The organism is Mesorhizobium sp. M7A.F.Ca.MR.176.00.0.0 (assembly GCF_004023165.1).
Taxonomy (GTDB): domain Bacteria; phylum Pseudomonadota; class Alphaproteobacteria; order Rhizobiales; family Rhizobiaceae; genus Mesorhizobium.
The window spans coordinates 27,672-40,518 of record NZ_RZTC01000059.1 but is presented as its reverse complement, the minus strand read 5'-3'; the positions used below and the strand labels follow the sequence as shown (position 1 = coordinate 40,518).

Annotated in this window: 9 protein-coding genes; all 9 read right to left on the bottom strand. The window is 63.4% G+C overall.

Annotation, left to right across the window (positions count from 1 at the left end):
- Positions 1-471, bottom strand: a 471-nt coding sequence (locus EOB59_RS20060) for an MFS transporter (RefSeq protein ID WP_128289072.1), incomplete at its 3' end; no start/stop codon positions are given.
- A gap of 221 nt (positions 472-692) precedes the next feature.
- Complete coding sequence (locus EOB59_RS20055; RefSeq protein WP_127811339.1) at positions 693-2,198, bottom strand: L,D-transpeptidase family protein; 1,506 nt, start codon at positions 2,196-2,198, stop codon at positions 693-695.
- 148 nt (positions 2,199-2,346) lie between these two features.
- Positions 2,347-2,712: an MmcQ/YjbR family DNA-binding protein gene (locus EOB59_RS20050; protein ID WP_127379972.1), complete on the bottom strand. Its 366-nt coding sequence runs from the start codon at positions 2,710-2,712 to the stop codon at positions 2,347-2,349.
- Between the two features lie 115 nt (positions 2,713-2,827).
- Positions 2,828-5,434, bottom strand: a complete 2,607-nt coding sequence (gene clpB / locus EOB59_RS20045; RefSeq protein ID WP_128289071.1) for an ATP-dependent chaperone ClpB — start codon at positions 5,432-5,434, stop codon at positions 2,828-2,830.
- Positions 5,435-5,654: 220 nt separating this feature from the next.
- The gene (locus EOB59_RS20040; RefSeq protein ID WP_127331769.1) at positions 5,655-6,602 is read right to left on the bottom strand and encodes a DUF4167 domain-containing protein; all 948 of its coding nucleotides are present in this window, start codon (positions 6,600-6,602) and stop codon (positions 5,655-5,657) included.
- 303 nt (positions 6,603-6,905) lie between these two features.
- Positions 6,906-7,778, bottom strand: a complete 873-nt coding sequence (prmC, locus tag EOB59_RS20035; protein ID WP_128289070.1) for a peptide chain release factor N(5)-glutamine methyltransferase — start codon at positions 7,776-7,778, stop codon at positions 6,906-6,908.
- The gene (gene prfA / locus EOB59_RS20030; protein WP_127266723.1) at positions 7,771-8,850 is read right to left on the bottom strand and encodes a peptide chain release factor 1; all 1,080 of its coding nucleotides are present in this window, start codon (positions 8,848-8,850) and stop codon (positions 7,771-7,773) included. Before prfA ends, prmC begins: the two co-directional genes overlap by 8 nt.
- Before the next feature lie 10 nt (positions 8,851-8,860).
- Positions 8,861-11,131, bottom strand: coding sequence for a phosphoenolpyruvate--protein phosphotransferase (gene ptsP, locus EOB59_RS20025; protein WP_027038177.1), 2,271 nt, complete (start codon positions 11,129-11,131; stop codon positions 8,861-8,863).
- Between the two features lie 83 nt (positions 11,132-11,214).
- Positions 11,215-12,468: an aspartate kinase gene (locus tag EOB59_RS20020; RefSeq protein WP_128289069.1), complete on the bottom strand. Its 1,254-nt coding sequence runs from the start codon at positions 12,466-12,468 to the stop codon at positions 11,215-11,217.
- Between the last annotated feature and the right edge of the window lie 379 nt (positions 12,469-12,847).

Sequence of the window (12,847 nt, the reverse complement as noted above, 5' to 3'; positions counted from 1 at the left end):
GATCCCAATCGCGCGGCCGCGTTCTTTCTTCGGGTAGGCCTTGGCGATGATGGCGAGGCTGCCGGGCACCATGATTGCCGCACCGATGCCCTGCAACGCGCGAAATGCGATCAGCACAATGGCATTCGGCGCCAGCGCACAGGCCAGCGAAGCGACGATGAACAGCGCAATGCCGGACACGAAGGCGCGGCGCAGACCGAATCGGTCGCCGGCCGCACCCCCGGCCAGGATCAGCGCCGACAGCGTCAATGCATAGGCATTGGAAATCCACTGCGCCTCGGCAAGGCTGGCGCCGAGGTTGACGCGAATCGCCGGTGTGGCGATGGCCAGGATCGAGCCGTCTATGAAGCCAAGCGCCGAGGCCAGAATTGCCGCGATCAGCACAAATCGCCGCTGCGACTGCGGACAAAACGTTCCATGCGTGACCGGGCTGGTCAGCGGGACCGCGGCAGCTTTGCTCGGTGAATGCATGAAACCTTGCTTAAACCCCTAGCGCATCGGCAACAACCGGCCAGTGGCTTGCAGTCATTGAAACCAGCCGTTTGGCCAGGGTTGCACCCTGACAGGGTGCAAATGGCACAGTCATGCCAGCCCCGTTACGTGCAGCCGGCGGGGATTTCGATGAGGCGGCCGCTTGAAAGCTCGGCTTCATCCTGATCATGCAGCTGGTCTATGCCGCCGCACTTCCCAGTTCACTGCTGCGCAAGGTTATCGGCTGAAGGTCCGCCGACAAACTCCACCGTGACACCCGGCGAAACCAGCTTGGCCAACTCCCGCGCATCCCAGTTGGTCAGGCGTACGCAGCCATGGCTTTCGGTCTTGCCGATCTTCGACGGATCCGGCGTGCCGTGGATGCCATAGGTCGGCTTGTCCAGGGCGATCCAGACCGAGCCGACGGGACCGTTCGGCCCAGGCGGAATGGTCAGGACCTTGTCGTTCTGGCCCTGCTTGAAATTGATGCTGGGATTGTAGGTGTAGTTCGGATCGAGCGCGACGCGCGACACCGTGTGAATGCCGGACGGTGACGGCGTGTCCGAAGAGCCGATGGTTGCGGGATAGGCCGCGACCAGCCTGCCGCCGGCATCATAGGCGAAAACCTCTTTCTTGTCCTTGTCGGCGACGATGCGGGCCACCGGCGTCGAAACCAGTTTGCCGAAATTGGCGACCTTGATGGTCGTGCCGGGACGATTGAAATCGAGGTCCGGGTTGAGCGCTTTGAGATAATTCTCATCCATGTGGAAGCGCTCTGCGAGCGCCTCGGTCACCGACGTATAGCCCATGCGATCGAGTTGCGCCTTCTGGCTGTAGTCTTCCGGGATCGACGCGACATAGGGACCGGCCGCATCCTCCGCTGTGATCGTGTAGTTGGCGAAGGCATCGCCGCCGGATTGCGCAAGTGCCGCCTGGATGGCGACCGCGTCGGTCGATCGCAGATTGGCGCCGGTGATCTGGTTGTAGGCAGCGAGCGCTTTGTCGACGTTCGAACCGAAACGCCCGTCGATGACGCCAGGCGAAGCGCCACCCCGGTCGAGCAGCACCTGAAGGGCGGCGACATCCTGGCGCGCTCCCAGCGACAGTGCCGGGGCAACAGTGGTCTTGCCGCCAGTCTCTGGTGGCAGAGCTGCCTGATCGGCTGACGTCGCCGGCTGGGCAGGGTCTATCGAGGCCTCGTCCAGCGGCTGGCGCTTGATGGTACCCGGCTTTGCCGGCTGCGGCGCGTCGGGATAATTGTCATCGTAGCTGCCATCGTCCTGCGGTGCCGGCGGATAGGCTTCGACGGCATTGTCCCCATAGGGATCGTACTCGTCCGCCGGCGGCGGGATAACGCGGCCTTCCTCTTCCAACTGCTGGCGGCGGAACCGCGCCATGTCTTCCGGATCGTCGAGATAGTAACGGTCGTCGCCCTCGGGGGCGCGGCCCAGTTCGCGCAGTCGTGTATCGCGGCGCAAGGCGCGGCGGTCGAGCCGGGTCTGCGGCGGCTGGATGGCGATCACCTTGCCGGTATCGGCATCGACGATCACGCGGTTGCCCCTGGCGTCGTAGTAGATGTCGAGATTGCCGTCCTGGGCGACAAGGATGCCACCGGTATCGGCGGCACGGACAATCGGTGGTGCGCTGTCCTGCGTCGGGGCTGCGATTGCATTGGCAGACAAAAGCCCGCCGGCAAGTACCGAAAGGGTGAAGATCGTACGCAGCATAGTGGCGAAACTCTCCGGTCCGTAATTGCCGCCGCCCGGCATTGTTCTCTGGCGAAGCCCCTCGTCAGCAAACCAGTTACCCACCATATAGTTCCAACATGAACCGGGCATGAAGATGGCGGTTTTCCAGCGCCTCGAGGAATATAGACTAGCTTGCGGCAAGTCCCAATTCCTTGCGCGCCTGTCTGGTCAGTTTCAGGGCTACAAGGCGATGGCTCTCGCGCAGATAATCCTTCAGCGCGGCATCATCCATGCTCTGGCTTGTCCGACGCTGGATCCATGTCATACCGCGCGAGGCAAGATAGGGCGCGGGCCGCAGGCCCGGCTGCTCCTTGAGCACATCATAGGCGATATCGGAACATTTGAAGGTGACGAAGAGCTGCTGGCCCTGATCCCAGCCGCCAACCGCGAAGACCTTGTTTCCGACCTTCCAGACATGGGCGCCGCCCCATTGGACAACGTGGTTCGTCGCGGGCAGCGAGGCGCAGAAGCCGTTGTAGTCGTCCAGCGTCATCCCGCCCCCTTTTTTTGCGCACGTCGCCCAAAAGTGGCCCCGGTTTTGGGAAAACGACATGCATATGACAAAGACCTAAAACGCCGCGCGTCCGGGAAGGACGCGCGGCGTAGGATCAGGCTGCCACTTCCGCCGCGACGATCGCCGGCTTCGAGCGGAAGTTCAGCCGGTCGGAACCGGCTGTCACCTTGACGGTCGAGCCGTCGAGGATGTCGCCGAGCAGGATCTTCTCCGCCAGCGGGTCCTGCAATTCCTTCTGCATCACCCGCTTCAGCGGCCGCGCGCCATAGGCCGGATCGTAGCCCTTGGCCGCCAGCCAGTCGACCGCCTCCTGGTCCAGCGACAGCGTGATCTTGCGGTCGACAAGCAGGCTCTCCAGCCGCTTGAGCTGGATCTCGACGATGCGGCCCATATCCTGCCGGCGCAGCCGGTGGAACAGGATCACCTCGTCGACGCGATTGAGGAACTCCGGCCGGAACGACGCCCTGACGACACCCATCACCTCGTCGCGAACCAGATCGACGTCCTGATCCTCGGTGAGATTGACGAGATATTCGGCGCCCAGGTTCGACGTCATGATGATCAGCGTGTTGCGGAAGTCCACCGTGCGGCCCTGCCCATCGGTCAGGCGGCCGTCATCGAGCACCTGCAACAGCACGTTGAACACATCGGGATGCGCCTTCTCGATTTCGTCGAACAGCACGACCTGATAGGGCCGGCGCCGCACCGCTTCGGTCAACGCGCCGCCTTCCTCATAGCCGACATAGCCGGGAGGTGCGCCGATCAGCCGGGCGACCGAGTGCTTTTCCATGAACTCCGACATGTCGATGCGCACCATCGCGCCCTCGTCGTCGAACAGGAAGCTTGCCAGCGCCTTGGTCAGTTCGGTCTTGCCGACGCCCGTCGGCCCGAGGAACATGAACGAGCCGATCGGCCGGTTCGGGTCCTGCAGGCCCGCACGGGCGCGCCGCACCGCTTTGGAAACAGCCTGCACCGCCTCGCCCTGGCCGACGACGCGCTTGCCGATCTCGTCTTCCATGCGCAGCAGCTTGTCGCGCTCGCCCTGCAGCATCTTGTCGACCGGAATGCCGGTCCAGCGCGAGACGATATGGGCCACGTGATCCGGCGTGACCACCTCTTCGACCATGCCAGCCTTGCCGTCCTGGGTTTCGGCCTCTTTCAGCTTCTTTTCCAGTTCCGGGATCTTGCCATAGGCAAGCTCGCCGGCGCGCTGGAATTCACCCTTGCGCTGCGCAATGGCGAGCTCGTTGCGCGCCTCGTCGAGCTGCTTCTTGAGGTCGGCGGCGAGCCCGAGCTTCTGCTTCTCCGCCTGCCATTTGGCAGTGATCTCGGTCGATTCCTCCTCGAGGCCGACGAGTTCCTTTTCCAGGCGGGCAAGCCGATCCTTCGAGGCGTCGTCCGTCTCGACCTTCAGCGCCTCGCGTTCGATCTTGAGCTGCATGATGCGGCGATCGATCTCGTCCAGCGCCTCGGGCTTGGAATCGACCTGCATGCGCAGCCGCGATGCGGCTTCGTCGACCAGATCGATCGCCTTGTCCGGCAGGAAGCGATCGGCGATGTAGCGTTTGGACAGCGTCGCCGCCGCCACCAGCGCCGAATCCGAAATGCGCACCTTGTGGTGCTGCTCGTACTTCTCCTTCAGGCCGCGCAGGATCGAGACGGTGTCTTCCACCGTCGGCTCGTCGACGAACACCGGCTGGAAGCGGCGGGCAAGCGCTGCATCCTTCTCGACATGCTTGCGATACTCATCGAGCGTGGTGGCGCCGACGCAGTGCAGCTCGCCGCGCGCCAGCGCCGGCTTCAGAAGGTTCGACGCATCCATGGCGCCATCCGCCTTGCCGGCACCGACCAGGGTGTGCATCTCATCGATGAACAGGATGATGTTGCCGCTGGCCGAGGTGACTTCGGAGAGCACGGCCTTCAGCCGCTCCTCGAACTCGCCGCGATATTTGGCGCCGGCAATCAGCGCGCCCATGTCGAGCGCCATCAATTGCTTGTCCTTCAGCGATTCCGGCACGTCGCCATTGACGATGCGCAGCGCCAGGCCTTCGGCGATCGCCGTCTTGCCGACGCCCGGTTCGCCGATCAGCACCGGATTGTTCTTGGTGCGGCGCGACAGCACCTGAATGGTGCGGCGGATCTCGTCGTCACGGCCGATCACGGGGTCCAGCTTGCCGGCACGGGCATCCGCGGTCAGGTCGCGCGCGTATTTCTTCAGCGCGTCGTAGCCCTGTTCGGCACTCGCCGAATCGGCGGTGCGGCCCTTGCGGACGTCATTGATGACCTGGTTGAGCGCCTGCGGGGTGACGCCGGCCTTGGCCAGTATGTCGGCGGTCTTGGCCGACTTCTCCATGGCCAGCGCCTGCAAGAGCCGCTCCACCGTGACAAAGCTGTCGCCGGCTTTCTTGGCCAGTTCCTCGGCGGTCGAAAACACTTTTGCCAGCGGCTGGGCCAGATAGAGCTGGCCATTGCCGCCCTCGACCTTGGGCATCGCTTCGAGCGCCGTCTCGACGCCAAGCTTGACGTCGCGGACGTTGCCGCCGGCGCGTTCGATCAGCGACGCGGCCAGGCCCTCATCATCGTCGACGAGCACTTTCAGGATATGCTCAGGGGTGAATTGCTGATGGTTGCGGGAAAGCGCCATAGTCTGCGCGGACTGGATAAAACCGCGCACGCGCTCTGAGTATTTCTCAAGGTTCATATCTGTCTCCTTCCATCACCGGCCCGCTTTGCGGCACCGGATCCGATTGCGGTGACGGACCCTCCCATTCGAGCCGGGTCCAGTTGAGGCTGATATGGTGCACAAGCTCCGAACCCTCAAGACGTCTCGATATCGGCAACTTCATAATATTGCACGGCCGCCCAAACGAAAACGGCGGAGATTTCTCTCCGCCGTTCAAATGCCTTGAAATGCCGTTCGATCAGTTGTCGATATCGACATTGACCGGTTGGGCGTTGCCGCTGTCGACCGGGGCCGCAGCCGCCTCGCCGGCGTTGGCCACGGAATTGGCATTGTCACTACCGCCATCAACCTGATCGGCGTTGACGCGCGGGCGGCGCGGCCGCCTCGGACGACGGGCAGCACCGCTTTCGGCGGCCGCCTCGTTGAGTTCGGCCTGGGCCGCAAGGCCTGCCGGCGAAAGATTCTCGAACGACGGAGCCGGTTCGGCCGCAGCAACGGATTCGGTCGGCGCGGCGGCTTCGGCCTCGCTCGGAGCCTCGTTGCGCTGGGGCTGGCCAGCTTGCTCGGCGGACGATGCATAGTCGCGCTGGCCGTTCTGGCCGTAACCGCCATTGGGGCGACGATCGCGATGGCGCCCGCCATTGTTGTCGCGGCCACCATTGTTGCGCCCGCCATTATTATCACGGGCCTCGCGGCCACCTTCCCGGTTGAGCGCAACCTCGGCCGGCGTCCCTTCGATGACCGGCTGCGGGCCGGCGCCATGGTTGATCACCGGGATCTGGGCATCGGAAACAGTGTTGCTGTTGTTGCCGCCATTGTCGAAATCGTCGCGGTCCTCGTCGCCGTCATCGTCGAAATCATCACGATTCTGCTGCGCGTTCTGGATCGGCATCTGCGCCTGTGCGGCCGCGATGATGCGATTGTAGTGCTCGGCGTGCTGGAGATAGTTCTCCGCCATGACCCGGTCGCCGGAGCTGTGAGAATCGCGGGCAAGGGTGGCGTACTTTTCGGCGATCTGCTGAGCCGAACCGCGGATCTTCACATCCGGGCCATTGCTCTCGTAGTTGCGCGTCAGGGGATTAGGCCCCTTGCGGTTGTTGTTGTTATTGTTGTTGTTATTGTTACCACCGCCGCCGCCATTATTATTGCGACCGCGCATGCGCCTGTTCTGCTGTTGTGGCCTCATCAAACTCTCTTCATTTTGAAATTTTCGAAAAACTCTTCACGAACGGAGGCGCTCATGCAGCCAGCCGTTTCGTCTCTTCACCGGCGTTCGCCCGCATCGATTGCGTTGGCGCCACGTGCCATCCTGTTCCGGTTACATCACTTGCCGGACGATTCCCGCACGAAGCTTGGGCATCGTTTGCGCAAGAAGGCAGCTATTTCCAAGGAAAACCGAATCGCTAAGAGCACTGCCTGCTTCGTCTCATCCGGTTAAGGCGACCCTAGCCGCATTCCCCGGCATTGCCAAGCGCTTTTTTGCACTGCGTCAAGGCTTTATCCTTTCAAAGACAATAACCCTGTCGTTTCCGCCGAGGTCACGAAAAGCACCGCCCGACACGTAGCCGGCTGCAGCGAATACCTCGCAGACCTCGTTGCGTTGCGTATGGCCGATCTCGACCGCAATTCTGCCTTCAGTTTCCAAAAACCTTGCCGCTTCCGCAGCGATGGTTCTGTAGGGGTTCAGACCGTCCGCGCCGCCATCCAGGGCCAGGCGCGGATCGAAATTGCGGACTTCGTCCTGCAGATTTCCAATGTCTTCGGTGGTTATATAGGGAGGGTTTGCGGCGATTACATGGTACCGGCCGAAAACTTTTTCGAACCAGTCCGACTGCAGCGCCGTGAACCGGTCTGCAAGACCCAGTTTCCCGGCATTACTGGCCGCCGTCGCCAGCGCACCTGCGGACAGATCGACGCCGGTGGCGCTAGCCGTCGGTACGACGCTGAGCAGCGCCAGCGCAATGGCACCGGTGCCGGTGCCAAGATCGAGGATGCGGCACCCGCCTTCCCGCGCCGCAACTGCCTTGACGAAGGGCAATATCGCCTCGACCAGCGTTTCGGTATCCGGCCGCGGCTCCAGCGTTTCCGGCGACAGCGACAGGCGCAAACCGTAGAATTCACGATAGCCGAGGATGCGATGCACCGGTTCGCCGCCAGCGCGGCGTCTCAGGGCGGCATCGATTTCGGCAACAATGCCGGCGCCGAGCCTGCGTTCAGGGTCCGCAATGGCTTGCGTGCGCGTCGTGCCCGAAAAATGCTCGACGATCAGCCGCGCATCGAGCGCCGGGTCGTCGACAGTGGTGCCAAGCCGGGCCCGCGCTTCCCGCAGCAGCGGGCCGAGTGCGTCGGGCAGGTCAGTCATCGATGCCGATGTCGGCGAGCAATTTCGACTGGTGATCGGCAATCAGCGCGTTGATGATCTCGTCGAGTTCGCCCATCATCACCCGGTCGAGCTTGTAGAGCGTCAAATTGATGCGATGGTCGGTGACGCGGCCTTGCGGGAAATTATAGGTGCGGATGCGCTCCGAGCGGTCACCGGAACCGACCTGCGACTTGCGCGATTCGGAACGCTCCTCGTCGGCCTTGCCGCGCTCCAGATCATAGAGCCGGGCACGCAGGATCTGCATGGCCTTGGCGCGGTTCTGATGCTGCGATTTCTCCGCCTGCACGACCATGATGCCGGTCGGCAGATGAGTGATGCGGACGGCCGAATCGGTGGTGTTGACGTGCTGGCCGCCCGAACCCGAGGCGCGCATCGTGTCGATGCGGATGTCTTCGGCCCTGATGTCGATGTCGACCTCTTCGGCTTCGGGCAGCACCGCGACGGTTGCGGCCGAGGTGTGAATGCGCCCGCTGGCCTCCGTTGCCGGCACACGCTGCACGCGGTGCACGCCGGATTCGAATTTCAGATGCGCAAAGACGCCCTTGCCCGACACGGTGGCGATGATTTCCTTGAAGCCGCCGGCGTCGCCATCGCTGGCCGAGGCGGTTTCGAAACGCCAGCCGCGTTCGGCGGCGTAGCGCTCATACATGCGAAACAGGTCGCCGGCGAACAGCGCGGCCTCGTCACCGCCGGTGCCGGCGCGGATTTCGAGAATGGCGTTCTTGTCGTCGGCGGCATCCCTGGGCAACAGCAGGATCTGGATATCCTTCTGCAACGCCTCGATGCGCTCCTCGATCTCCGGCAGCTCGGCCTCGGCGAGCGCCCGCATCTCGGCATCGGTGCCCTTGTCGGCAAGCATGGCTTCCAGATCGGCCTGTTCACGCTCGGCCAGGCGCAATGCCCTGACCTTGGCCACCATATCCTGGATTTCGGCATATTCGGACGCCATGCGCACATAGGCATCCGGCGCCGGACCAGCCGACATCTGCGCTTCGAGCATCTCGAAACGCTTGACGACTTGATCCATACGATCGCGGGGCAAATTGACCATGATGAGGCTGCTACAATGGGATCGAACGGTCGTCGGCAAAGGCCTGCAGCAGCGCCCGCATCGGCAAGCCCTGTGCCGGAGCCATCAGATTGTCGTCGAAAAACGCCTTCAACTCGTCCAGCGGCAGTTCCGTCAGCATCGCCTTGACCGGACCGATCGAGGCCGGCGACATCGAGATCGAACGGAAACCGAGGCCGATCAGCGCCATCGCCGAGATCGGCTTGCCGGCGAGTTCGCCGCACAGCGTCACCGGCGTATTGTTGCGGACGCCGGCATCGGCGATCTGCTTGAGCACACGCAGGAACGGCGCCGACAGCGTGTCGAAGCGGTTTGCCAATTGCGTGTTGCCACGGTCGACGGCCATGACGAACTGGAACAGGTCGTTCGAACCGACCGAGACGAAATCGACCGCCTTCATCAATTCATCGAGCTGGAACAATAGCGACGGAACTTCCAACATCGCCCCCAGCTTCAGGCTGGTCGGCAAATGATGGGCAAAGCGCGAGAGATGCCGCACCTCGCGGTCGATGATCTCGCGTGCCTGGGCGATCTCGCCCAGCTCGGTCACCATCGGCAGCATCAGCTTCAATTCGCGGCCGCCGCTGGCCTTGAGCAAAGCGCGGATCTGGGTGCGCAACAACCCCGGCCGGTCAAGCGTCAGCCGGATCGCCCGCCAGCCAAGCGCCGGGTTCTCTTCCTGGATCGCACCCTTGAAATAGGGCAGCACCTTGTCGCCGCCAATGTCGATGGTGCGGAAAGTGACCGGCTTGCCGCGCGCCGCTTCGAGCACGTCGCGGTACAGCTTTTCCTGGGCTTCGGCCCGGGGAAATGTCGAGGCGACCATGAATTGAAGTTCGGTGCGGAACAGGCCGATACCGGCCGCGCCCGCTTCGGCAAGCTGCGGCAGGTCGACGGCGAGACCGGCATTCATCAACAGGTCGACCTGGACACCGTCCCTGGTCGTCGACGGCTTCTTGCGCAGCTCGCGGTAGACCTCTTGCCGGCGCGCCCTGAAGCGCACCTTTTCGGCGTAGGCGGCCTCGAGATCGGGCTGCGGCCGCAAATGGATCACGCCCTCTTCGCCGTCGACGATGATGGCATCGCCGTTTTCCGCCATGGAAACGGCGCCCTTCATCTGCCCGGCGACGGGAATGCCCATGGCACGCGCGACTATGACGACGTGACTGGTCGCGGCACCATCCTCGAGCACCAGCCCGCGCATCTTGTCGCGGGGATAATCGAGCAGCTCGGCGGCCCCCATCGAACGTGCAACGATGATGGCATCCTTCGGCAGCGATGCGGCGACATCTTCCGGCCCGCGCCCCATCAGCTGGCGCAGCAGGCGGTTGGCGAGGTCGTCGAAATCGCTCATCCGCTCGCGCAGATAGGGATCGGTCATGTGCAGCATGCGGGCGCGCATGTCGCTCTGCACCTTTTCCACCGCCGCTTCGGCCGTCAGGCCGTTGCGGATGGCCTCTTCCAGCCGCCGCACCCAGCCGCGATCGTTGGCGAACATGCGATAGGCTTCCAACACCTGGCGATGCTCGCCTTCGAAGGCGACGTCGCGGCGTTCCAGCATGTCGTCGATGGACAGCCTGAGCGAGCTGAGTGAGGTTTCGAGCCGGCGGACCTCTTCCTCGCTGTCTTCGTTGAACAGATTGGTGACGACGATGCGCGGCTCGTGCAGCACGACGTGGCCGAGCCCGACGCCTTCATTGAAGGACAGGCCGGTGAAGCTGACAGGACGGCGCAGATCGAGTTCAAGGCCGGGCCGGGTCAGCCGCGCCAGATCGCCGGTGGCGATCATCTCGGCGATCACCATTGCCGTGGTTTCCAGCGCTTCGACCTCGTCGTCGCGGTAATGGCGCATGGTCTTGTTCTGCACCACAAGCACGCCCAGCGTGCGCCCTGCCCGCAGCACCGGCACGCCGAGGAACGAGTTGTAGATCTCTTCCCCGGTCTCCGGCAGATAGGCGAAGGCAGGGTGTTCCTGCGCATTGGACAGGTTGAGCGGCCGCGCGCTGGCGGCGATCGTGCCGACCAGGCCTTGGCCCAGCCGCAACTGCGCCAAATGGACGGCGTTCGGGTTCAGACCTTCGGTGGCGTAGAGTTCGAGCACCGAATCGGCGCGCAGCACATAGAGCGAGCAGACTTCCGCGACCATGTTGGAGGCGATGTCGCGCACAATCCGGTCAAGCCGCTCCTGCGGCTCCAGCGGCTCCTGCATGAGCTCGCGGAGCCGTTTGAGCAAAACGCGCGGGCCACTGGCCTGATCACGCATCGCGGCTTCTTCTCCAATGGGCATTCTGCCCGCCGCAGTTTCCACCGCGACCGGCGCACACGCAACAACTCAAATCGTTCTCGCTACTGCTTATCCAGACCGTAGACGGAATGCAAAGTACGAACCGCAAGTTCCGTATACGGACCGTCGATCAGGATCGAAATCTTGATCTCGGAGGTCGTGATGGCGCGGATGTTGATCGATTTGTCGGCCAGCGCCTTGAAAGCGGTGGCGGCGACGCCGGCATGGCTCCTCATGCCGATGCCGATGACCGAAACCTTCGACATGCCGGCTTCCGACTGCACGACATCGTAGCCGATCGAAACCTTGAGGCGTTCAAGCACGGCCAGCGCCTTGTCGACATCGCCCGACGGCACGGTGAAGGTCATGTCGGTGAACTTGCCGTCCTCGGAAATGTTCTGGACGATCATGTCGACATTGATGTTGGCCTCGGCCAGCGGCCCGAAGATGCCGGCGGCAACGCCCGGCCGGTCGCCGACCCGGCGCAGCGAAATCTGCGCTTCATCCTTGGCGTAGGCAATTCCGGTGACGACCTGCTGTTCCACGATCTCTTCCTCGTCGCAAATGAGCGTTCCGGGCGGATTGAGCAAATCCCCCATTCCGGGCGCGTCGGGATCGTCGAAGGACGACCGCACGAAGGTACGCACCCTGTGCACCATGGCAAGCTCGACCGAACGCACCTGCAGAACCTTGGCGCCGAGCGAGGCCATTTCAAGCATTTCCTCGAACGATATCTTGGCCAGCCGCCGCGCCTTGGGCTCGATGCGCGGATCGGTGGTGTAGACCCCGTCGACGTCGGTATAGATGTCGCAGCGATCAGCCTTGACCGCCGCGGCTATGGCGACAGCACTGGTATCGGAGCCGCCGCGGCCGAGCGTGGCGATACGATTGTCCGGGCCGATGCCCTGGAACCCGGCGATCACCGCCACCTGGCCCTCGCCGAAGCGCTTGATCAGGAACGCGCCGTCGATGTCGAGGATGCGCGCCGCTCCATGCGCATTGTCGGTCTTGATCGGGATCTGCCAGCCCTGCCAGGAGCGGGCATGCACGCCCATGTTCTGCAAGGTGATGGCCAGAAGGCCGGCCGTGACCTGCTCGCCGGAAGCGACGACCGCGTCATATTCGCGTGCGTCATGCATCGGCGAGGCCTCACGCGTCCACCCGACCAGTTCATTGGTTTTCCCGGCCATCGCCGAAACGACCACCGCCACCTCATGGCCGGCGTCGACCTCGCGTTTGACGTGACGCGCCACGTTGCGGATGCGGGCGATGTCGGCGACCGAGGTTCCGCCGAATTTCATCACGATGCGCGCCATGGGAGCGAAATGCCTTTGCCTGAAGCCGGATCCCGGCCAAAAGCCGGAATCCCGAAAAGCGGAAGGCCGGCTGACGCCGGCCGCTGAATGCGCGGCCTCCTTAGCCAAATGATGAAGGTTTCGCAAGGCTGGCGGCCGATTGCCGGCGCCAGAAGCCGGCATATTGCCTTCCGCCCCGCCGCCGCCTACGAAATGCAGCCTGCGGGGAATTCTTTTGGTTCGGCATAACAGATGATGATTGCTCGTCTTCGACGTGCCATGCGATGGCAATCGCTCCCGCTTGTCGCCGGCTTCGCCGTGCTGGCGCTGATTGTCGGCAGCCGCGCCATGCTGGTCGAGGAACAGCGGGCCAACCGCGCCGCCGCGCGCGAGGCAATCG